Annotated in this window: 20 protein-coding genes; 3 read left to right on the top strand and 17 right to left on the bottom strand. The window is 40.2% G+C overall.

The window, feature by feature from the left end; translation table 11 throughout:
• Positions 1-1,599 (bottom strand): RagB/SusD family nutrient uptake outer membrane protein, encoded by a 1,599-nt coding sequence (locus I7X29_RS04800; RefSeq protein ID WP_198473042.1) that lies wholly within the window; start codon positions 1,597-1,599, stop codon positions 1-3.
• Between the two features lie 4 nt (positions 1,600-1,603).
• A complete protein-coding gene (locus I7X29_RS04795) occupies positions 1,604-4,645 on the bottom strand; it encodes a SusC/RagA family TonB-linked outer membrane protein (protein WP_198473041.1) in 3,042 nt (1,013 codons plus the stop codon).
• A 522-nt stretch (positions 4,646-5,167) separates the two neighbouring features.
• Between I7X29_RS04795 and I7X29_RS04790 the strand changes: the two genes are divergently transcribed.
• Positions 5,168-5,875 carry a tRNA1(Val) (adenine(37)-N6)-methyltransferase gene (locus tag I7X29_RS04790; protein WP_198473040.1) on the top strand — a complete coding sequence of 236 codons (708 nt, stop codon included), beginning with the start codon at positions 5,168-5,170 and terminating at the stop codon, positions 5,873-5,875.
• Positions 5,876-5,943: 68 nt separating this feature from the next.
• On the opposite strand, the gene ilvA is transcribed toward I7X29_RS04790, so the two are convergent.
• From ilvA to I7X29_RS04740, 10 genes are all read right to left on the bottom strand, one after another.
• A complete protein-coding gene (gene ilvA / locus I7X29_RS04785) occupies positions 5,944-7,125 on the bottom strand; it encodes a threonine ammonia-lyase (RefSeq protein ID WP_198473039.1) in 1,182 nt (393 codons plus the stop codon).
• A 192-nt stretch (positions 7,126-7,317) separates the two neighbouring features.
• The gene (locus tag I7X29_RS04780; RefSeq protein WP_198473038.1) at positions 7,318-8,127 is read right to left on the bottom strand and encodes a leucine-rich repeat domain-containing protein; all 810 of its coding nucleotides are present in this window, start codon (positions 8,125-8,127) and stop codon (positions 7,318-7,320) included.
• Positions 8,128-8,129: 2 nt separating this feature from the next.
• Positions 8,130-8,432 carry a type II toxin-antitoxin system RelE/ParE family toxin gene (locus tag I7X29_RS04775; RefSeq protein WP_095901653.1) on the bottom strand — a complete coding sequence of 101 codons (303 nt, stop codon included), beginning with the start codon at positions 8,430-8,432 and terminating at the stop codon, positions 8,130-8,132.
• Positions 8,423-8,593 (bottom strand): antitoxin, encoded by a 171-nt coding sequence (locus tag I7X29_RS04770; RefSeq protein WP_198465753.1) that lies wholly within the window; start codon positions 8,591-8,593, stop codon positions 8,423-8,425. Before I7X29_RS04770 ends, I7X29_RS04775 begins: the two co-directional genes overlap by 10 nt.
• A gap of 78 nt (positions 8,594-8,671) precedes the next feature.
• Positions 8,672-9,487, bottom strand: a complete 816-nt coding sequence (locus I7X29_RS04765) for a leucine-rich repeat domain-containing protein (RefSeq protein WP_198473037.1) — start codon at positions 9,485-9,487, stop codon at positions 8,672-8,674.
• Between the two features lie 69 nt (positions 9,488-9,556).
• Positions 9,557-10,354, bottom strand: coding sequence for a leucine-rich repeat domain-containing protein (locus tag I7X29_RS04760; RefSeq protein ID WP_198473036.1), 798 nt, complete (start codon positions 10,352-10,354; stop codon positions 9,557-9,559).
• A 236-nt stretch (positions 10,355-10,590) separates the two neighbouring features.
• The gene (locus tag I7X29_RS04755) at positions 10,591-11,412 is read right to left on the bottom strand and encodes a mechanosensitive ion channel family protein (RefSeq protein WP_198473035.1); all 822 of its coding nucleotides are present in this window, start codon (positions 11,410-11,412) and stop codon (positions 10,591-10,593) included.
• A gap of 39 nt (positions 11,413-11,451) precedes the next feature.
• Positions 11,452-12,033: a threonine/serine exporter family protein gene (locus I7X29_RS04750; RefSeq protein ID WP_009412777.1), complete on the bottom strand. Its 582-nt coding sequence runs from the start codon at positions 12,031-12,033 to the stop codon at positions 11,452-11,454.
• Positions 12,020-12,790, bottom strand: coding sequence for a threonine/serine exporter family protein (locus I7X29_RS04745; RefSeq protein WP_198473034.1), 771 nt, complete (start codon positions 12,788-12,790; stop codon positions 12,020-12,022). The genes I7X29_RS04750 and I7X29_RS04745 overlap by 14 nt, the downstream gene beginning before the upstream one ends.
• A gap of 64 nt (positions 12,791-12,854) precedes the next feature.
• The gene (locus I7X29_RS04740; protein ID WP_198473033.1) at positions 12,855-14,441 is read right to left on the bottom strand and encodes a DUF5018 domain-containing protein; all 1,587 of its coding nucleotides are present in this window, start codon (positions 14,439-14,441) and stop codon (positions 12,855-12,857) included.
• 243 nt (positions 14,442-14,684) lie between these two features.
• On the opposite strand from I7X29_RS04740, the gene I7X29_RS04735 reads away from it, so the two are divergent.
• Positions 14,685-15,371: a peptidoglycan-binding protein LysM gene (locus I7X29_RS04735; protein WP_198473032.1), complete on the top strand. Its 687-nt coding sequence runs from the start codon at positions 14,685-14,687 to the stop codon at positions 15,369-15,371.
• Positions 15,372-15,374: 3 nt separating this feature from the next.
• Here the strand turns inward: I7X29_RS04735 and I7X29_RS04730 are convergent, their stop codons facing one another.
• The 4 genes from I7X29_RS04730 to I7X29_RS04715 form a co-directional block, all read right to left on the bottom strand.
• A complete protein-coding gene (locus I7X29_RS04730) occupies positions 15,375-16,658 on the bottom strand; it encodes a Na+/H+ antiporter NhaC family protein (protein WP_198473031.1) in 1,284 nt (427 codons plus the stop codon).
• 19 nt (positions 16,659-16,677) lie between these two features.
• The gene (locus tag I7X29_RS04725; protein ID WP_198465758.1) at positions 16,678-17,211 is read right to left on the bottom strand and encodes a methyltransferase domain-containing protein; all 534 of its coding nucleotides are present in this window, start codon (positions 17,209-17,211) and stop codon (positions 16,678-16,680) included.
• A gap of 116 nt (positions 17,212-17,327) precedes the next feature.
• On the bottom strand, positions 17,328-20,114 hold the full coding sequence (gene polA, locus I7X29_RS04720; RefSeq protein ID WP_198473030.1) for a DNA polymerase I: 2,787 nt from the start codon (positions 20,112-20,114) through the stop codon (positions 17,328-17,330).
• Positions 20,115-20,164: 50 nt separating this feature from the next.
• Positions 20,165-21,811, bottom strand: a complete 1,647-nt coding sequence (locus tag I7X29_RS04715) for an Ig-like domain-containing protein (RefSeq protein WP_198473029.1) — start codon at positions 21,809-21,811, stop codon at positions 20,165-20,167.
• Between the two features lie 194 nt (positions 21,812-22,005).
• Between I7X29_RS04715 and I7X29_RS04710 the strand changes: the two genes are divergently transcribed.
• Positions 22,006-22,911, top strand: coding sequence for a hypothetical protein (locus I7X29_RS04710; protein WP_009412788.1), 906 nt, complete (start codon positions 22,006-22,008; stop codon positions 22,909-22,911).
• 78 nt (positions 22,912-22,989) lie between these two features.
• Here the strand turns inward: I7X29_RS04710 and I7X29_RS04705 are convergent, their stop codons facing one another.
• Complete coding sequence (locus I7X29_RS04705; protein WP_009412789.1) at positions 22,990-23,187, bottom strand: toxin-antitoxin system, antitoxin component, Xre domain protein; 198 nt, start codon at positions 23,185-23,187, stop codon at positions 22,990-22,992.

Genomic DNA, 23,187 nt, shown 5'->3' with positions numbered 1-23,187 from the left:
TTAGTTCTTTTTATCCCACCAAACTTTGGTAGCACCAGTATTGGCACCGCCTAAGAGTTGTAGCGCACGTGCTAAATACACTCTATCTTCGCCAGTGAGTTTGCTTTCGGGGTAAGGGATACGGCGTACTCCTTTTTCGGAAGAGATGACTCCACCGCTAGCATTTTGGGTTACTTTATGCAGTTTAGGGTAGCCTGTACGACGCCATTCAGTCCACGCTTCTTGACCATTAGGGTAAAGAGCAATCCACTTTTGAGTGATAATTTTTTCTAATTTTTCTTCGTTAGTACCTTGCCACTGAGTAGTAGCTTGAGTAGGGGCATCGGCATTTCCTAACCAGCTAGCATAATAGTCAGCAGGTTCTTTACCTGAAGTGAGATAAGTATCTGCTTGAGCTACATTGATATCGTTCTCAGCAAAAGAAGTCTCTACACCTTTTTTGTACAAATCTTCGGCAGTTCCTCCCATATTCCATCCGATTAAAGCGCCTTCCGCTCTTAGGAAATACACTTCGGAAGCGCGCATCCAATAGGTAGGAGTAGTTTTTTCTATATTAGGCATAGAGAAACTTTTAAAAGATGTTGATTTCCAACCTGCTCCCGTAGGTAAAGCTTGATATTTAGCTCCAGCAAAAGGTACATTTTGAGCGTATCGACTATCACTAGGTTTGAAATATTTCATCAAACGAGGATCTTCATAACCTACTAAATAAGAGAACATAGAAGAACCCATACGGCACTCTCCATATTGGTTTGCAAAGGTTTCGATATTATTTACAAAACTAAGTCCCGCACCTTCTCTCATTTTAGCCTCATCAGCTTTATCGGTCATCACTCCTAAAGTTTGATTGATAGCTTGTTCGGCATATTGTTGTGCTTTGGCAGGAGCGGCATAGCGGATGCGCATTGCCAAACGCAACATTAGTGAATTAGCATACTTAATCCATTTGCCTACATCGCCTGCATATACAGCATCGTAGTTAGGCAACAAGGCACCTCCTTGGTTGTATTTGGTTTGCAATACTGCAATAGCCGCAGTAAGGTCGTCAAAAAATGCTTGATATACCTCTTCTTGGCTATCATAAGGCACTCTTAGCAAGCCTTTACCAGCTTGTTTGTAAGGAATAGGGCCGAACATATCGGTAGCTTTGTGCCAAGCGGAAATTTTGAGTATTTGAGCTAAAGCAAAAGCTTCGGGAAAGTTACTCTTTTCGGCATCTTCTTTCACACTACTCCAAAGGGGCAACATTTTAGTATAAGAGCTACTATAAGAGGCTTCATACCATCTTTCTAATAGGAAATAGGTAGTATTGTTTTTCCCGTTGTCCCAATCTTGGTTTTGGGCGAAATAGCCACTCCAAGTATCGGCTGCTAAGTGGTAAGCAACTTGGTATTGGTTTATAACACTTGTACCATCAGCTTGCGTACCTACAGGTACTACTTGAGCTTGCATAGAGGTAATTTTTGCCCCAATAGTAATACCATCTCTCTTACCCATTTCTTGGGTTACCCCAAAGGCATCGGTATTGATTTCTTCAAATTTATTACAAGAAATCGCTGCAAGAGCTATAGAGGTATATATAAATAATCTCTTTTTCATAACATTACAATTTTACTTTTACATTAAATCCTATGCTACGCAAACTAGGTTGCATAAAATAGTCGTTCCCTTGACCGTAAGTAGCGGTAGAAGGGGTAAGCTCGGGATCGAAAGGAGCTTTGTTGTAGATCATCCAAACGTTGTTGCCGATAACTGATACAGTGAGCTCATCGATTTTCTTTTTAAACCATTTGGTAGGGAAGGTATAGCTCACTGATAACTCTTGCAAGCGTACATTGGTAGCATCGTAAGTGTAGTATCCTGCCAAATTACTTTCGCCTGTACCTACTAATTCATAGTATTTTTTAGTGTCGTACTTACCTTGACCAGAGAGTTCGACCCCACCATTGTCGCGGGCAAGAGCAGAGGCTTTAGAGACTCCAAAACGGTCTAAAATCGCTTGGGTAGAAGAGGTTACGATACCTCCAAAACGACCGCTGACAAGGAAACTCAAACCAAAACCTTTATAGCCAAAAGAGTTGTTCCAACCCAAAAGGAAATCGGGAGTAGTTTTGCCTAAATAGACAGGTTTAGTATCTTCAAGAGTGATATCGCCACTTTCAGGAATATTGATATACCCCTGATTGTCTTTTTTCAAGAATTTAGAAGCGTATACATCGCTGATGCTTCCGCCAACTTTCAAGATAGTTCTACCATTTTCTTTGCTCACTTCATCGATATTGAAAGGTTGTTGAATAAAAGGATGTTTATAGTTTTTCACCATCTTCTTAATCACGTTTTTATTACGAGTATAAGATACTGAACTAGCAATATCTACACCGCCTATTTGGTTGCGATAGCCTACACTCAATTCTATACCACTATTTTGTACATCACCTGCTTGCAAATAGATATATTTATAACCTGTAGATTCTGGTAGGTTAGCGATAAAAGTTTGGTTGTAAGTATTAGAGCGATACCAAGTAGACTCGATATTGAAGTGTTTGAAGAGGCGCAAGCTAAGCCCTAATTCATAGGATTTCGTACGTTCGGCTTTGAAATCGGCATAAGGATATATTTCTTCAGGTTTGATTACCCCACCGACGATTTTTTGGGTAATAGTACCAGGAGTACGACCTGACCACGCGATAGGGGAAGCCACTTCAGTATATGAACTTCTGACTTTGAAATAATTCAAGAAAGCAGGCATCTCACCCATTTCGGAAATCACGGCAGAAAAACCAATTGAAGGATAGAAATAAGATTCTTCAGCTGAATTTACTAAGCGAGAATCCCACTCATTACGTCCTGAGAGAGTAAGGTAAGCACAACGTTTGAAACCAATTTCGGCATTTCCGAACACAGCCACATTACGTCGGCGAGCGTCACCGTATTTTTCGGTTATTTTACCTTCGGAAGGTGTAATATTTTGGATAGCAAATAGGTTAGGCACTAATTGCAAGTTACCACCGTAGCCGCGTTCTACTGCATCAAAATCAGAATAGCTACCCCCAAGGTTGAGCATTAGGCTCCAATCGTCAAAAAACTGTTTGTTGATCGTACCAATGATATCGGAATAGAATTGGTGGTCGTTGTAATTGGCATATTCATAAGCGCCATTAGGTTTGGCAAAAATCTCATTTGATGAGGCGTAGAGTTTGCGTTCAAAATTGATATAGCTTTTGTCTAAGCGAGCGCGTGCTGCAACATTTGCCCAAGAGGTGATTTTGTAGGTAAGTCCTGCATTGAACATAAATCGGTCTTTGTTGTTAGACGCTAAGTTGCGATAAGCTGTCCAATAAGGGTTTTGAGGAGCAAATCTACTTTCGCTGAGAGGCCAATATTGGGTAGCGAAATAACGAGAAGTATCGTAACGTTCAAAGGTTTTTATTTTTTCAAAATCCTCACCACGAGGGTAGAGATAAGCGGCTACAATAGGGTTCCAATACTCACCTTGAGAGACCATATTCATATCTTTCTGTTTGACATACGAAGCTCCTAAATCTAACTGCAATTTATCCTCAAATAGTGATGTAGTGTTACGCACTGTGAAATTATAACGGTGGTAACTATTGTTAGGCACTACGCCATTATTGTTAGTACTCGCTGCTGAGAAGAAGGTTTGATTGGTTTTATTACCCGCTGTGAGGGTGAGCGAGTTGATAAAGTTAGTACCTGTTTCAAAGAAGTCTTTTGCAGGATCATAGCTGCTAGGAGTTGCCAATTTACTACCCCAACTGCTATATTGCCCACTGCGGTTGCCATAGGTATTTTGGAATTCAGGCAATATAAAAGGTTTGCTAAACTCGGTAGTAGAAGAGAGTGAAATTTGCATTTTGCCTTCTTTACCTTTTTTGGTATTGATAAGAATCACCCCATTGGCGGCATTACTACCATAGAGGGCAGCCGCCGAAGGACCACTAAGCACCGAGATGCTCTCAATATCCTCAGGGTTGAAGTCGGCGATACCTTCACTACCTACACGACCTTCACCTTTGATACCGCTATTGTCGCCACCTGCTTGGGTATTGAAAAGCGGAATCCCGTCTACCACATAAAGCACGTTGTTACTACCTTCAATAGATTTCTCACCGCGCATTATCACACGAGTAGCACCTCCTGGCCCTGAAGCACTTTTGTTGATAGTAACCCCTGCAACTTTACCATTGAGGCTGTTTACAAAGTTAGGAGCTTTCACTTTGGTGAGTTCTTCGGACTTCACCTGTTGCACATTGTAGCTCAACGCTTTTTCTTCACGTTTGATACCTAATGCGGTTACCACCACCTCGGAGAGTTGCTGGGTTTCCTCTTTAAGGACAACATTCATATTCAGTGTTTTGCCAGCTCCTGTTACTTTTTTGTCTTGAGCGACATATCCCACTGAACTAAATTCAATTGTTTCACCTTCTTTGGCTTGGAGGGTAAATTTCCCATCAAAGTCGGTAGAAACACCATGTGTAGTGCCTTTTACCACCACACTCACCCCGATGAGCGGGGTTTTGCTTTCATCGGTAACGACACCCGTTACCGTTTTATCTTGTGCATAGAGTCCTCCAAAAAGTAAGAAAAAGACACTAAACACAAAGAATAGCTTAGGGTAATTCATAAAATAAATGTTAAAAATTGACGGTGCAAAAGTATAAATTTACCTAAAACGAAACAAGGAAAAAACAAATGATTTTTAAAGATAACGAAAAAAAGTTATATTTGTTAATTTATATAGAAAAAAGAAGATGAAAAAAGCGTTTACATAATATAAATCATTAGCAAATAAAAGGAAGTTGGAATGTTTTTCTTTTTAACACAGAAATGACAATAAAAAGAGTGGTTTTAACAGAAAAACCATATAAATGACGAATTACAAATTACAAATTACGAATGACGAGAGACGAGTAGCCCCCGAACCCCCGAAGGGGGACTATCTGGAGAATAAGTAGTTTTAGAGATTGGAGTTGGGGGAATTTGATGATTTGACAATTTAACAATTTGACGATTTGGGTATTAGGGGATTATTGCTATTTTTGCGGCGAAAACTCTGAACCCTGAAACCTAACACCTGAAACCTAACACCTGAAACCTGATACCTGAAACCTGATACCTGATACCTGATACCTAATACCTGACAACTATGACCTTTCAATTTAAACAATTTAGTGTAAAGCAGACTCAAAGTGCAATGAAAATAGGCACTGATAGCGTACTCCTCGGCGCGTGGACGCCTATAGAGCAACCTGAAAGTATTTTAGATATTGGGGCTGGCACAGGCTTACTCGCCCTAATGCTCGCCCAACGCTGTGATGCAATGACGATTGATGCTGTGGAAATTGATGAAAGTGCTTATATAGAATGTACTGAAAATTTTGAAGCAAGTCCGTGGGGCGACCGACTTTTTTGTTATCACGCATCGTTTGAAGAGTTTTTCACTGAAATAGATGAGCCTTACGACTTAATTATCTCTAACCCTCCCTTCTACCCTACCGATTATAAAACTCCTGAAAAAGCACGCAACACCGCTCGTTTTAGCGATGCTCTACCTCCTAAACAACTCTTAGAGGGAGTCAATCGTTTGTTAGCCGTTGAAGGGAAGTTTAGCGTTATTCTTCCATATACCGAAAGTGAAAGATTTATCACTTTGGCAGCTACTTTCGGACTTTTTCCTCAACAAATCACTCATACACGCGGCAATGCACAAAGCGAACTCAAACGCAGTATGATGCTCTTTGCCCGCACTCCTCAACCCTCCTACCCCACTCATATTCTTACTATTGAAAAAGAACGAGGGGTATATACCGAAGAGTATAAAGCACTTACAAAAGAGTTCTATTTGGGATTTTAGGAGATAGGGGATAGAAGGTTACTATGCTCTTCACTGGCTTTACTCACCTACCTCATACCTCTTATCTCTTACTTGATTGCGTAACCTCTTTCTTCAAAGGCTTGTACTAACTGCTGGATGTGGTCGGTACCATTAGTTTCAACGGTGATAAGTACTTCTTTATCGCGGAAACGAGAAAGGTTTTTAAACTGATTGTGAGCGAGTTTGACGATATTAGCGCCTACATCGGCAATGATGTGGGTAATTTTAGCGAGTTCACCAGGGCGGTCGGGGATGCTTACTGAGAAGTTAAAAATACGATCGCGGCTCACCAATCCTTTGTTTATCATTGAGGAAATCATCAGCACATCGATATTGCCACCACTCACTACAGGCACGACATTCTTATTGCGGTCGGTGAGTTTTTTAAGGGCAGCCAAAGGCAAAACCCCTGAGTTTTCGGCGATAATTTTGTGTTTCTCAGTGAGCAACAAGAAGGCTTCAGTAAGTTCATAATCATCGACAGTTACTACCTCATCTACGTATTTTTTGATATACTCGAAATTGAGTTCACCTATGCGTTTTACGGCAGTACCATCGGCGATGGTATTGGCTTCGGGCAGGGTAACGAGTTTATTTTTCTTAAGCGCTTCGGTAGCCGAAGCAGCGCCTGAGGGTTCTACTCCTACGATTTTTATTTCGGGTTTTATTTGTTTAGCAGCGCAGGCAATCCCCGAGATGAGTCCGCCACCACCTATAGGTACGACTATCACATCGGTTTGAGGTAACTGTTCGAGGATTTCGAGGGCAATAGTACCTTGACCTTCAAGCACATCGGGGTCGTTGAAAGGATGCACAAATACATAGCCTTCTTTTTCTTCTAACTCTTTGGCTTTTTGGTAAGCATCATCGTACACATCGCCGTAGAGCACCACTTCAGCACCGTATTTTTTAGTAGACTGCACTTTGATGAGCGGGGTAGTTTTAGGCATTACAATCACCGCTTTGATACCCAACTCGCGGGCTGCATAAGCAACCCCTTGGGCATGATTGCCCGCCGAAGAAGCAATAACCCCGCGTTGTTTTTCAGCTTCGGTGAGTTTGAGCATTTTGTTATAAGCGCCACGAATTTTGAAAGCTCCTGTTTTTTGGAGATTTTCGGGTTTGATGTAGATATTGTTTCCTGATTCTTCACTGAAGATAGGACTGTAGATGAGGGGAGTGGGAAGGAGCACATTTTTAAGGTGCTCACGAGCTGTGGTAAAGTTCATAATTTTTAATTAACAATTGATAGTTAACAATTAACAATTAGTAAAATATTTTTAATCTCCCACAAAGCCAGCGAGGGCTCACAGCTGGGTATGTGAAACACGAATTTTCACCTGACGGTGAATTATTTTGTGAATATATTATGATATAAAGCTGTAAATCAATATTCTGTTATATCGAACTGATGTTAATTATTATGGTTTTGCTTGAATTTTAGCGGCGAAATCTTTCCAAAAGGGTGCTGCTTTATATTTCTCTACTGAGGCTTGGGGTACATATACCTTTTGCAAATTAGTATCTTTGAAAGGGTAATTGGTTAAAGTAGGGGGATTTACAGCATTAATAGTAATTGTTTTGAGACGTTTGCAATGCCAAAAAGAATCGTATCCTATGACTTTGATTGTAGCGGGAAGGACGATATTCTCTACCTCAGTACAGCCCGAAATACCGACAGTTTCTATTTCGGTAATACCTGTATTTTCTAAGTTAATTTCTTTTAGATAATTCCACCCAATAGCGCCAAATCCTAATATTTCTACTTTATTGAAGTGTAATTCTTCGAGATTATAAGACATTGATAATACGCTATAGGGCAGTCTTTTTACATTAGGAAGGGAGAGTTTTCTAATTTTTGTTTTGAAGAAAGCTTTATCGCCAAAAACTACTGTAGCGTTGGTATTGAAAGTAACAGTACCACTGAGGCTAGCTTCTTCAAAAGCACTTTCTTCTATTTCTTTGAGGTTGTTAGGGAAAGTAATCGATTGGAGATTTTGATGTTCTTTAAAAGCCTCTTTAGCAATAGTATTGACGCGCCTCAACTCACTATCGGCTTGCATATCCAACTCGGTAGTATTAGGGTTTTTCCATTTGATGAGGGTACGACCATCGGCTGAGATGTCGTAATCGGGGGTAGAGCGATGAGGGGCAGGGGTATTGCTGTTATCGCTCTTAGAACAACTTACCAAAGCGACAAAGATAAGAGTAAAAAGGGTAAGGTTTTTCATTTTTAAAAATCAAATAAATCTAAACTATCCGGATTTCTACGATTGTCCCAAAAAGAAAGAATACGAATGATATTATCCTCTACTCTATAGAAAATAGAGTAATTGTAAAATACTAAAACAGAGCGAACATCTTCATAATCTTCTTCTATAGGCCAAATATATGGATCTCTAATAAGAGACTTAGCTACTTTTTGTGCTTCAGCGTTTAGTTTAACTGAATAAGCATTGCTTCTATTTCTTTTTTTCCAATAGATAAGAATTTCTTTCAGTTCCTCCTTTGCTTTAGGAGTCCAAACTACGACCATAATATCGCTTCCATTTCACGTTCTACTTCTTCTTGAGGAATATGTAGACCTGCTTTATCTTCCTCTAATCCTTTTTGTATGCTATATCTTTTGGCCTCTTTTTGTTGTTCAAAAAGAAGTGTATCTTCAGTTAGGACATCATTTATAAGTTCTGCTTCCATAGTTTCTATAATTTTGTTGCAAATGTATGGAATAAAAATCAATCAGCAATGTTAGTGTAAGAAAAATCAATGCTTTAGCTATAGTTTATGAATTTTATCAGCTAATGCTTTCCATTGGGAATCTCTTTTGTATATATCAATCAAATCATCGGGAGTAGCGGGCACGTAAACTGTGGGATAAGAGATGCCTTGAAAAGGGTTACCTTCAAAATAGGGGGGATAAAGCGCGAGTACGGTGAGATTTTCTAAGGACTCACAGTTGGCAAAAGCTTTGTCACCTATAGGTTTGAGGTTCATTGTTACCGAGAGAATCACTTTTTTGAGGCGTTTACAACCGGCAAAAGTCTCTGCACCTATGGCAATAGCTTCAGCTTGAGAGAGGTCGATTTGTTCAATGGCTGTACAGCCTTTAAAAGCCCCTCTGCCGATTTTACCTGTCTTTGCAAAAGTAATGTTTTTCAAGGCAGTACAATTTGCAAAAATTTCAGCCGACAACTCTTTGGTTTTAGGAAGTGTTATTGAGGTGATACGGGTATTGCTAAAAACTCTTTCGCCAAACACTACATCGGAATAAGAATTGAAGACTACTGAAGTGCGGAGATCGGTTCCAGCAAAGGCTTCGGTATTGATTTCTTTGAGGTTATCGGGGAAGATGACGGATTGGAGTCGGCTGCAATCTTTAAAGGCTTTTTCGCCAATAGTATTCACTTCACGCAAACGGCTATCAGCTTGCATATTGATACCAGAGGTAAGAGGATTGAGCCATTTGACTAAGGTTAAGCCATCGGCACTGAGCTGGTAGTCGGTTTCGGGCACATTTGCGCTGTCGTCATTGCTTTTGGAACAAGCTGCTAAAGCGATAGTTATGAAAACCAAAAAGAAGATTTTTTTCATTGCATAATCATTTTATGATATTAAAAACACCACAAAGGTAGTAAATAAAGAGCAATTAACAACAAAATATTATTTAGAATATATTCTATTGGCATATTTACTCCAACCTGGAGCATTTATGTAAGCATCTCTGCTAAATACATAAATTCTAGGAATATTCTTCACTCCATAGAATACATCTTCACCCAAAGTTGGAGGAGTTTTAGCATTAATAGTAATTGACTCTAAAGCATTGCAATTAGCAAAGGCTACATCTCCTATCTCAGTAACCAATAGAGGCAAAGTTACAGCTCTTAACTTTTCACAATTTGCAAAAGCTCCTTGCTCTACCTTTGTAAGATATGAATCGTGAAAAAACAAGTATTCAAGAGATCTACAGTTACTAAAAGCATAACTACCTATTACTCTTATCATTCTTTGATGTTTAACTTCTTTTAAAGACTGACAAGATTCAAACATCCTATCACTTATTCCATTGGCATTAGGAAGTTCTATTGTTGTAATATTAGTACGAGCAAAAACTTGTGATCCAAAATTAACTTCAGTTTCTGAATTGACATTGAACTTCACCCCTCCACTGAGGTTAGTTGCATAAAAAGCCTCTGTTCCTATTCGGTATAAGTCCTTAGGAAAGGTAATAGAAGTAAGAGCTTCTTTCATTCTGAAAGCGTTATTCCCTATAAAATTTACTTTCTGCAAGTTACCATCGGCTTGCATATCAAGAGTGGTAGTATTGCTATTTGTCCACTTCACAAGAGTACGACCATCATTACTTAGCTCGTAGTTATCCGAAGAGATATTGTCGTCACTTTTGCTACAGCTGGCAAATGTTAAGGCTACCGTAGCTAATAATAAAATGTTCTTCATTATGACTTATTTTTTTAGATGTTAAGATGAAACAAAAGTATATATAAATTAGCAATAAAAAAAATTTTTTTAACATTATTTTAACACTTTAATTACTAATTTCTTTTTGATAATTCCTTTATATAAGATTGTAATTAAATAGTGAGGCTAATTGCCATTAGCCCCTACAATATACTGAAAAAGCGAATGATTATCAGGTAATCAACTTTGCCAAAGGTGCGAGCCGCTTTCTTACTTTATTGATGTACTTGCACTTGAGGGAATGGAATTTCTATACCGGCGGCATCGAAGCGGTTTTTGATAGCTTCTATAGTGCGGAAATAGCACTCCCAATAGTCGGGAGTGAGACACCAATAGCGCAACGACATATTTACGGAACTATCGGCTAAGGCATCTACATAAACCACAGGAGCGGGCTCAGGAAGGGCTTTGACTTCCTCTTTGGCAATTTGCAAGAGCACTTCACGGGCTTTTTGGATATCGGAACTATACCCTATACCTACAAGCACGTACACACGGCGTTTTTCTTCCCTGCTGTAGTTGATAATACTATTGCTAAACAGCTGGGTGTTAGGGATTATCGCTTGTTCGTTATCGGCTTTGTTGAGGGTTGTAGCAAAGAGACCGATGTTTTTCACGGTTCCTTTTTCGCCATTACCTTCGATTACATCGCCTACGCGGAAAGGTTTGAAAATGAGTATCATTATCCCGCTAGCGAAGTTAGACAACGATCCTTGTAACGCCAAGCCTACTGCTACAAAACCACTGGTGATGATTGCGATAAACTGGGTTGCGGGCAAGCCTATCACCTGTACAATGGTGAGGAAGAGCGCAATATAGAGTATCCAGCGGACTACTTGTAACAAAAAACCTTGCAAAGCGAGGTCTACTCCACGGCGTTCCATCAATCCTTTGAGGAGTTTTACAATAAAACGGATGATGTAACGCCCTATAAAATAGAGGGCAATAGCCCCGATCATAGTAGGGGCGAAATTGATGAGTCCTTTAATCCAATCTTTAATCAGACTTTCAAAATCAATAGCTGAGAATTCGGGCATATTTATTCAATTAACAATTAACACGTTACACAATTAACATTATACGGGTTCATTTTCTTCTACTTTTCCTTCTAATTCGGCTTTTGTTTTTTTGCGTGTTAAGCGGCGTTTGATAAAATCGTTGAGGTCTTTACCTTTTACCGAATAGGTATTGAAGAGTAACATAGGGGTAATCACTCCAAAGGCTAAACACATAGTAATAAAACCTGTTTGCAAACCGAGTTTAAAAGTTTGATAAAGCAGGTCGAGGGTTTCATCCTGACGGGTTTCAACGGTTACTATTTGGATGATTTTCATCATAAACTCATAGCCGTATTTACCAGGAATCATATTGATAACGGCAGGTATCGTAAACACAATAGGAGGTGTATGTACGCGATGAGCGAAATAGACCGCCAAGAGCCCCACGGCACAAGCTCCTAAAAAGGAGGTAATCACGATTTGCTCGGGCATCACTGTACCTAAAAGTATAAACTTAATGCCCCAACCTATACCGCCTAATACGCCTGTAATCCACAAGGCACGACGGGGAGTGTTGAACAATAAAGCAAAGCCAATAGAAATCCACATCGACCAAAAGATGCGTTCGGCTAATCCTAAAAATACATCAAGGAAGTTCATAACCAAATAATAGTAAAGCTAAATAAAAACCTAATGAAATCATAAAAACCAAGATAGCCGCGTGTGTGAGTTTAGCTATCCCTGCTACAATACAGCCAGAGAGCATATCGATAAATCCGTTGATAAGAGGTACTCCAGGCACTAACCACAACACACAAGCGGCTAAGGCGTTGTGGTACTGCTCTACTCCCGCCAAACGGAAGATACTCATCACGGCTACCGACACAAAAGCAGCCCATCCCCAACAGATATACACATTGAACTTGCGCAACTGCAGGATACGACGTCCCGCTAAACCTAATAAGGTTGCTATAAACGACATTGCAAACTCGGTATAACTAGCTTGTTCTTTACCAAATACATAGGCTAACGAACCTCCTGCTACCGATACGAAGAACCACATCACATACATATTGTAATGAGGTTTGGCTTTAATCGTTGCAACTTGTTCTTCAATTTCTTCGATAGGGAGTTTTTTTTCAATTGCTTCCCACGAGAGGATACTAATATCGGAAATAGCACTAAAGTTCACACCGTGATGAGGGATTGTACGGACGATAGTTTCCTTTTCGCCTGTAGCTTTATCCTGCACAGTAAGCACAATAGCAGCGTGTGAATAGAAGTTTTCGCAATGGTAGTTAAGGGCATTAGAGATGCGTTCTACATTGCGTTCTACTCTACGGGTATTGGCACCGCTGGAAATCAGCAGTTCGTTGATGTCGGCAAATAGACGTGCCGCTCGTTCAATGGGTTTCATATAGTTAATTTATCGATTTGTTGATAGTAGGGAGAGACTCTGAGAGGCTCTGAGAAAATGAGATTTAATTTCCTTTTACCAAAGAAAACTCTGCTTGGTATTCTTTGCCATTTTCCTTAATGATTACATAACCTTTGGGGAGTTCGTTTACTAAATAGTTGTATTCATTATCTGATAGAGTATGTGAACTTATAGTTTTAGGGTATCTTATAACATTTTCTATTCTCAAATTAGGGAATACAATGGCTTCTATACGAGCACTATCTATAGTTTCATTAAAAGTAATCATCACTTGCTTGCGGAAGAAAGTAGCATTCTCATCTATAACCTCAGCTTTAGTAACCTTTAGGCGTGCAGAGGGGGTAGCGGTCGTTTTTTGAATGGTAATTTCTTGGCTAAAAGGTTCTGATTTTAATAACACTTGAGAGGAGAGGACGACCTTGTATTTGCCAGCAGTAACCTCGTTTCCTATTTTAAAAGTAGCCTCAGTAGGTGTTTTATACGAAGGATAAAGTGTTGCTTTCACTTCATTACCTTGCATCAAAAGCAAAGTACAAAATTTATAATTACCAATATGATTCATACCGGTATAAGCAAAATACTCTCCTGTAACTGTTAGTTCATCACCTGCTTTGAGTGTTGTTTTAGAAAGTGCTTTGATTACGGGGGTGTGAACGGGTTCTATTGTTATAGGTTGCTTTTCACTATTCACAAAAGGAAGTACTTGTTCTTTAGTGCCACCTTTTACTACAAACTTAAAGTCGTTACCTCCGCTAAATGCTCCTGCAGGTGTATTGAACATCTTAAATTGGATGTTATAATTGGAGATGTCACTCACTGTAAGTTGGTAGTCGTGGGTGTCTTTTCTCAGATAATAAGTATATTTTTTCAAGGCTTCAGTATTAGCATATACCACTGTTTTAAAGGTTTGCAATTCGGTAGTTGCTAAGGAAGTAACAGGTTCGAACATAATAACATCTAACACATTCAGTACTATCTCACCGCTATCTAAGGTAAAAACGCCGCTTTCTACTTCTTCTTTATCAAAAGTTGCCTTGAAGTAGTATTCGCCATTTTTATAAGTGGGAGGTAATACTACATATACACGTCTTTCTTTTTTATCGATTTTTTGTACTTTAAGGGAGTAAGTATCAAATGGAGGACGGCGTTTAACGAGTTCGACTTTTATCTGTTCTTTTTTGACGGGCAAGGTATTGACATCAAAATAAACTACCTCGCCTCCAGCTTTATTTGTAGTATATTCATTAGGGACGTGGCCAATTTGTATAGGCTCATTAGGCTGTGGTGTTTTTTCGGTAGTTATGAGCACTTTGTAGATTTTAGTGCTTTTATCTTCGGCAGTTACGGTATAGCTTACTTCTTTAGAGAAATCTTGAGCTACACCGCTATTAGGAGTTACAGTAGCCCCTTTAGAGAAGGTGATGGTAGGGGTAAGAGTGGTAAGATTGGTATCTTCGGGTAATTGGGCAGTAATGGCGGTATTACTGATTGTACTGGTATAAGTAGTACCTTCTACAATAAAGGTAAATGAAAGAATATTTTTTTCACTACTTAACAAAGGGGTTTCATCGTTGTCTTTCTTGCACGCTAAAGCAAGAAAAAGAACACATAAAGCGTATATCTTTTTCATTATAAATTAAGTTTTTAAGCAGAAGCCGAAACTTCAAGCTGATGTTACACGGTGCAAAGATAGAGAAAATTAGCAAATGAGCAAATGAGGAAATGAGCAAATTGGTTTTGGGACGGGGAAAATAAAAAAAACGAACTCTAAATTTTGGTACTTGGCATAATTTTTGTAATTTTGCCGCCGAAATAATTTTAAGCAGGCTTTTTCTCTTGTAGAAAACCGTCAGTCTTAAAGAAAACAAAATTTATGAAATTAGTTAAAAAGAGGTATTTTTTTGCAGTAATGGTCTTTGCCTTTTTAGGTTTTACGATCAAAGATGAAGAGACAAAAGTAATCACAATTCCATCTACTTTTGTAGTTGATGTACCTCAAATGGCCACCGCTATGCCAGCAGAAGCAACTGCGAATAGCACACTACTTCCCACTTCTTTTACTCTCCACACAGGAAAAACATTTATTGGATTTAAAGAAGCTTTAGCCTATCGCGAATCACGCGGTAACTACACTATTGTAAACCGTTTTGGCTATATGGGGAAATATCAATTTGGGAAACGCGCCCTTCACTTCTATGGCGTAACTGATACCCAACAATTTTTGAACTCTCCTGAACAACAAGAACAAGTGTTTGTGTTGAGCTTACAGCGCACCAAATGGTTTTTGCGCAAAGAAATTAAAAAATATGTAGGCAAAACTATCAACGGGATTCACATTACTGAATCGGGGATATTGGCAGCCGCTCACTTGGCTGGTGAGAGTTCAGTGAAGAAATTCTTCAAACATCAAGGGGGATATAACTTTGCCGATGGCAATGGCGTTACCTTGCAACACTACCTTAAAGCGTTTGCGGGTTACGATACCTCACACATTGAAGCAATACAAAAACCTCAATGGGAAGCCCCTGAAACCACCTCTCTTTCTTTAGCAACATTGTAGTTATTAAACTTTTCCTCTTACTTTTATATACACTAAAGTAGCTATAAGTAAAAGGTGAAGATAGACTGAGTACCCTACCAAAGATAAATAGTCCATCGTATGGGCAAATTGGTATAGGGCGATCACTTGTGCTCCATAAGGAATGAGACCTTGCGCATAACACGAGAAGATATCTAATACTGAAGCCGCATTGCGGAGGGGTATTTGGAATTGCTCGGCTATGCGCTTACTTATTTTAGAAACGATGAGAATTGCCACCGTGTTATTCGCTACACACACATCGGCAACAGTTACTAAAAAGCCCATTCCCAGCAAGGCTGAAGCGCCACTCTTGATGCGTTTGGCAACAAGGTTCATCAGAAATTGAATGCCGCCAAAACGCTCTACTAAAAAGGCTAATCCGCCAATGATGAAGTAGAGGAAGAAGATATCAGCCATATCCATAAAGCCTTTGTAAGTGTGTTGGGTAAATTCTAAGAAAGAGAACTTGTTGTAGGAGAATCCCATAACACCTGAGAAAACAACTCCCAAGAACAGTGACACGAATACATTTACTCCAAAAAGCGAAATGACCACTACTGCTACATAAGGCAAAATAAGCAAGGGATTGAAGGTGTGATAGGCTTCGCTATGAGTGAAGGTCGTTGCTCCTGGGTTGCCAATAAAAAAGAGAATTACCGCCGATAGCAGCGCAACGGGAAGTGCTATTTGAGCATTGGTTTTCATCTTATCACTCATCTTGCAGCCTAACGATTGGGTGGCGGCAATAGTAGTATCGGAAATAAGGGACAGATTGTCGCCAAACATCGCGCCACAAAGCAACGCAGCCCCTATAAGGGCAGTATTAGAATGACTTTCAAAAGCTAAATTGAAGACAATAGGCGAAAGGGTCATAATGGTACCTACCGAGGTTCCTGTTGCAAACGAGAGGAAAGAAGCAATTACAAAAATACCTACGGGGAAGTATTCGGGTGAAATGTAGTACATCCCCATATTCACTATGCTATCGATGCTGCCAGAGGCTTTGGCTACCGAAGCAAAAGCACCTGCCAAAAGAGCTATTACACACATCTGCAACACATTGCTATTGCCTGCCCCTCTGAAGAAAAGGGCTATCTTTTGATTGAGAGGTGCGCGGTAGATAAGCAAAGCTACTACCACTGCAAAAAGCGCAATAATAGGTGCTGGCAATGAATAGAAATTATCAAAATAAATACCACTACCTAAAAATATAGCTACGAATATGAGTAGCGGGATAATACTTACTATTGTTGTTTTTTTCGTCATTTTATAATTTGCTAATCTGCTAATTTTCTAATTTGTTAATTCTCTCGGCTACTACGGCATAATATCTATTAGTGAAATATCGCAACAGCGGACGCAAGCCTAACTTCTTCACGGGGTGCGTCCATTTTTCTCTATATACAATCCGAAATCCTGCTTTTTCTAACAGCATATCTAATTGCCAATCTTCAAACTCGTGGTAATGACAGTCGCGGGGGTCGGCAGTATTGCGGTAGGCTTTGGCAAACCAAAGTCGCAAAGGTACTGTAATCAATATTTTATTTGTAGGGACATTTTGCAGTACAGCCAAAGGGTTTACCAAATGTTCTAAAATCTCTAAAGCGGTAGTGAAATCGGATTGAAAATTCTGAAGGGTATTTGCCTCGAAATCTAAATCCTGACCGGTAGTATTAAGCACCGTATAACCTTCCTCTTTCATAATCGTTGAAAAAGGATTTTCTACCCCTATATCGAGGATTGTACTCCCCTGAGGAGCATATCGCTTGAGAATACTCAAGGTTTTTTGATAGCGTTTTTTAGGAAGGGTTTTGTACATAAATTGAGAATTAACAATTGACAAGGGGATAACGTTTAATTTTAAAGAAGTTATCCGAATTTTTTTCTTTAAGGGCGTTTGCAAAACGCCCCTACATACATAACATACTATAAAAGCTAATGTGCGTCGAGCCAATTGTTACCTACGCCTAAATCGGCGACGAGGGGAACGGCAAGGGTAAAGGCGTTTTCCATAGCTTCTTTGACAAGGGGTTTTACGAGTTCTAATTCGGTTTTAGGGACATCGAACACCAACTCGTCGTGTACTTGGAGGAGCATACGGGTTTGGAGTTTTTGGGCTTGCAACTGGTTGTATATGCGTATCATTGCGATTTTGATAATATCGGCTGCTGAGCCTTGTATAGGGGCATTCACGGCGTTGCGCTCAGCGCCTCCACGTACTACTTGGTTATGTGAATGAATATCGGGCAAATAACGGCGTCTGCCTAAAATGGTTTCTACATAGCCGTGTTGTCGGGCAAACTCTATTTGTTTATTGATATAGTTGCGCAGGTTAGGATAGGTAGCGTAATAAGTGTCTATCAGTTCTTTGCTTTCGGATCGGGAGAGGTCGGTTTGTGCAGATAGCCCAAATGCCGATACGCCATAAATAATCCCAAAATTCACTGTTTTGGCGTGGCTACGTTGCTCGCGGGTTACCTCTTCTAAAGGCACGTGGAACACCTTTGCCGCTGTAGAACGGTGAATATCCTCATTGCGGAGGAAGGACTCAATCATATTGTGTTCTTCGCTGAGGGCAGCGATGATGCGGAGTTCTATTTGCGAATAGTCGGCAGAGAGGAGCACATAATCGGGATTGCGAGCGATAAACGCCTTGCGCACCTGCTGCCCACGAGGGGTGCGGATAGGGATATTCTGCAAGTTAGGGTTGTTGCTACTGAGTCGACCTGTAGCCGCTACTGTTTGCATATAGGTAGTATGCACACGACCCGTACTTTTATTTACCTCTAAAGGCAAGGCATCTACATAAGTAGATTTGAGTTTCTGCACTTGTCGCCACTCCAATATATCGGCTACGATTTTATGTTTGGCTGCAAAAGGCGCTAAAACCTCTTCGGAAGTAGCATACTGACCAGTTTTCGTCTTTTTCGGTTTGCTGTCAATCTTCAGTTTTTCAAAGAGAATGTCGCCGAGTTGTTTAGGCGATGCCAAATTGAAAGTCTCGCCAGCCTGCTCGGCTATAGTTGTTTCGAGTTGGGCAATATCGGCATCTAAGGTTTTAGCGTATTCTTTTAAAAAATCCACATCGAGGTTTACCCCTTCGCGTTCCATAGCTGCCAACACTTTGATGAGAGGCGCTTCTAAATCGGTATAGATTTTTTGGGCATTTACTTGGGGCATTTGGCTTTGGAACACGTTTTTGAGTTGCCAAGTAACATCGGCATCTTCCACCGCGTATTCCTTTACCTCATCGATAGGCACGGTGCGCATAGAGCGTTGGGTTTTCCCTTTGCCAATAAGGCTCTCGATAGCAATAGGTGTATAGTTCAGGTAGGTTTCGCTGAGGACATCCATATTGTGGCGCATATCAGGATTTAGCAAGTAATGAGCTATCATCGTATCGAAGAGTGCGCCCTGTACCTCAACACCGTAGTTTTGCAACACTTTGAGGTCGTATTTCAAATTCTGACCTACTTTGGCTATCTGTTCATTCTCAAAAAACGGACGGAATTGCTCTATGAGCTTAGTAGCCGCTTCTTTTTCTTTAGGAAATGGCAAATAATGCCCTTTATGAGCTGCCCAGCAGAAGGATATCCCTACTAATTCGGCTTCGAGAGCGTTTATATTAGTAGTTTCGGTATCAAAACACACTTCAGTTTGTTGCAATAGGCTTTGCAACAAGAGTTGTTGTGCCATTGGGGTATCGGCTAATTGGTAGAAATGAGGAGTATTGCTGCTGTTTTTCTTATCGCTCACCAATTGCGGTTGCGCAAAGAGGTCGCCTTGCGAGAACAAATCCAGCTGCCCTGAAGCAGCCTTAGGGGGAGTTTGTACCACAGCTTCTGGTTGGTAGGTTTTTAGGAAATTTTGTAGCAACTGGCGGAATTCTAACTCATCGAAAATCTTGCCCACCGCTTCAAAATCGGGTTGGGACATTGCAAAATCGGCTTCATCAAAAGTTACCGGCGCATCGAGCATAATAGTTGCCAATTGTTTGGAGAGCAAGCCTTTTTCCTTGTTATTTTCTATATTTTCACGGAGTTTGCCTTTTAGTTTATCAGTATTAGCGAGGAGATTTTCCATAGAGCCAAAATCGGCGAGTAGCTTTTTGGCGGTCTTCTCGCCTACCCCAGGCAGCCCAGGAATATTATCGACAGCATCGCCCATCATACCGAGGAAATCAATCACCTGCAAAGGGTTTTGCACTTCAAATTTCTCTTGCACCTCTTTCACGCCCCAAATTTCGATATCATTGCCCGAGCGCGCAGGTCGGTACATAAAGATATTGTCGCTCACCAGCTGCGCATAATCTTTATCGGGGGTTACCATAAACACTTGGTAATCTTGAGCTTCGGCTTGTTTAGAGAGTGTTCCGATGATATCATCGGCTTCATAGCCCTCTTTTTCGATGATAGGGATGTGCAAAGCCTTGAGTATTTCGTGGATATAGGGGATAGCCAAACGAATCGCTTCGGGGGTTTCCTCGCGATTGGCTTTATAGTCGGTAAAGAGTTCGGTGCGTGCTACGCTCCCTCCTTTGTCGAAAGCGACAGCGAGATGGTCGGGTTTTTCTTTTTTAATCACCTCGAAAAGGGAGTTCATAAAGCCGAGAATCGCCGAAGTATTCAATCCTTTGGAATTGATGCGCGGGTTCTTGATAAAAGCGTAATAACCCCTGAAAATAAGGGCATAAGCATCGAGGAGGAAAAGGCGTTTTTTCATTTTATATATCATTGGTAGGGGCGAATTGCAATTCGCCCGTACATAGTTTGTTAGGGGTTAGTGATTTGCCAATTTTCTTCAACTTCCCAATTGGCGCGGAGTTCTATTTCTTTAGGCATATACCACACCCGCTCGGGTTGCCGATGTTCTAAGAAACTACCGGTATCCCATTGCTGGTTTTTGTTCTTATCTTCAATGAGTCGCAAGCGGAATTTACCAGGTGTTACATTCTCGAACAGATATTCGGGCAGAGGTTTTTCGATATAAATTTCGCGGAGCACTTCCGTTGCCTTCTCATTGGTAAGTTGCAGTATAAGTGGATATTGCAGTGTGTTTTCGGCAGTGTTGAGGTGCATTTTTAGGATAGCTACCTCTTCGAGTTTTTTAGTGCGCACGGTTACTTTTAGGGTATCGTTCGTATGTCCGAAAAAATCGGTGAGGGCATTAGGGAGGGCTTCAATGCGGTAGGTCTCGTCGTTTTTCTTATCGAATAAGAGATAGTACTCTAAATTATTGGGGGCTAAGCGCGTTTTGAACGGAATAGCCACCGCTGTAGAGTCTTTGCCAGCGAAAACTTTCAGTTTAGAGGGGTCAGTTTTTACGATAGGGATATTGCTCTTGAAGCCAAAGTCCTTGTACATAGGCAAGTCGCCCGAAAAGAGGTTTTCTATTTGCAAGCTATCGTTTTTCATCTCCTTTAAACGGACTTTAAACGTATCGGTTTTCTGTTTTTTGGTAATAGTAAATACCAAAGAATCTTTTTGTTTAGGGGTATACCAAAAGTTGAGTGTATCTTTCTTAGGGTCTTTGGAGATAGTATATTTAAAATCGGGAGTTACGGGAGAGATAGGCTTGATTTGTACGCTATCGGTTTTGCCTTCAAAGCCAAATTGCACGCGGTTGCCAGCAGCTTGTGTAGGGCGATGCGCCTTGTAAGGAGGCACTTCTTTGAATAAGCGCAATTTAGGGTAAAAACCTTGTGGACTGCCTTTCAAATCGGCAACGGTGATAGGTTCGTCCATAAAAGCAATTTTGTCGTCCTTAGGATTGAAGATATAATTAGGGCTTTTTTCTTTGAGAGCGATGAGTTTGTATTTGCCCTCTTTGAGGTATTCGAGCACAAAACTATCGAGGCTGTCGAGGGTATTGGTTACATAAGTAGGTTGCGTTTTATACACCAATGAGTCGTTATACTGCTCGTTGTAAGGATAGAGCATCACAGTCACGAAATTATCGGGTTTAGGAGCGATTGCATCGGCGATGTCTCCCTCATACCACAGTGAATCGAGAGTGCTACCGGTAGAAAACACATATTTGAAATCGGAAATCGGGTTGCCTTCGTTGTAATCCTGAATGCTATTACCGAAGTTCAGCACGTAGGTAGTATTAGGTTTAAGAGTATCAACGATATTAATTTCTAACCATTTAGAAGCCGAAGTAGGCGAAATGATAGGAAAAGTTTTCATAGGAGGAGAGATGATGAGCTGCTTGCGGATATCTTTAGTTACCACAAACTCATCGAACTGCAAACGTATTTTCTTGCCGTGGAACTTCATAGCCCCCGATTTGGGCACAGATTGCAAGAGTACCGGCGGGGTAACATCTTTAGGACCACCAGTGGGAGAGCCGCGGCGGGCACATTGCCAAAGGGTGAGGGCGATAAGGAGAGAGAGGAGTATGGGTAAACGATGTTTCATAGCTAAAATACGAATTTCTAATTTGCAAAAGTAATAAATAATGTGAATATGGCAAGATTTTTGCGGCTTTTATAGTATAGCCTCCGTCCCCTCGAAGAGGGACAATCTTCAAAAAACAAGTACTTATAAGATAATTTATTTTAATATAGAACTATATTCTTTCTAAAAGAAAATCAATTAAATAATATTATACAATGAGACGAGTGAGTTTATTACTTTTGGCAGTAGGGCTATTAGTCGCTTGTAATGACAAAGATGACTATCAACCAGAAAAAGACCCTATTTATTTGGCAGATAAGATTGTAGAAACCATCTTACCTGTGCAAGGCACCCACACAATGAGCATTACCAGCGAGTATAAATATCGCAACACTGGTATAGGCTTATTAGAGAAAATGACTGTTGATACAGTTGCAACGAGTAAAATCCCTACTTCGGAGTTTGAAAACTCATACGATGGGTCTTTCCCCACTAAAACTGTATACAAAGAAAGCGGTATACAAAAGAGCGAAACTGTGTACAACGAGTATACTCAAAGGGGAAGTATCAAGAAAAAAACAACTACTGAAGTAGGTAAGGCATATCCTATCATAGAGGAGTATAAATACGATGGTCGTCTGCTTTCGGAGTATGTTAAAACTAAAAAGACATCATCTGAAACTACAGTTTATACAATCATTACCTACAAGTTTGGTCTTAATGAAGTGAATACAGAAACTTCTGTTCGTACAGAAACGGTAGGGTATAGACCTAAAACTACTGTAGTTGCTACCGATAAGTATGTGCTCAACTACAACGAAACCGTGAAAGAGCACACACGTACTGAAAATGGTAAGACTTCTATTACTACTTACACTTACGACAACAAGACTAACCCTCGTTACTTACTTTTTTCGTATAGAATGACCCACCCAGAGTTTTTCTTACAAGAAGGTTATAGTCGTAACAATATCACTAAGAAAACAGTGAAATACCCTAATATTTCGGGACAAGATTACGTGGAAGAGACCACTTACGAGTATTTCAAAAATGAATACCCACAGAAAGCTGTTGTAAAGAGAGATGGAGTGATAGTAGGAAGCAAGGAATTTACTTATTAGGTAAGAGTTAAGAAGTAAGAAAAACGCGAAAGGTCATAGTGTTATGCTATGACCTTTCGCGTTTTTAGAGATTCGGAGTTAGGAGACAGGTAATGACTGACTTGATAGTGTATTTTCTATAGGGTAATACATATCTTCATAGGCTTCTACAAGATCTGTAAGAATCATTAATTCTATATAATCAGGGTTACTTTCGTGAGTATTATCATCTACTATTTGCAAAAGCTCACCTATGCGTTTCATTATAGCGTTGTATTGCATTTCATTTTTTATCAT

Origin of the sequence: Capnocytophaga periodontitidis (genome assembly GCF_016126015.1) — a bacterium.
GTDB lineage: Bacteria > Bacteroidota > Bacteroidia > Flavobacteriales > Flavobacteriaceae > Capnocytophaga > Capnocytophaga periodontitidis.
Note: the sequence above shows the minus strand (reverse complement) of the source record. Positions and strands in the feature narration are given on the sequence as shown.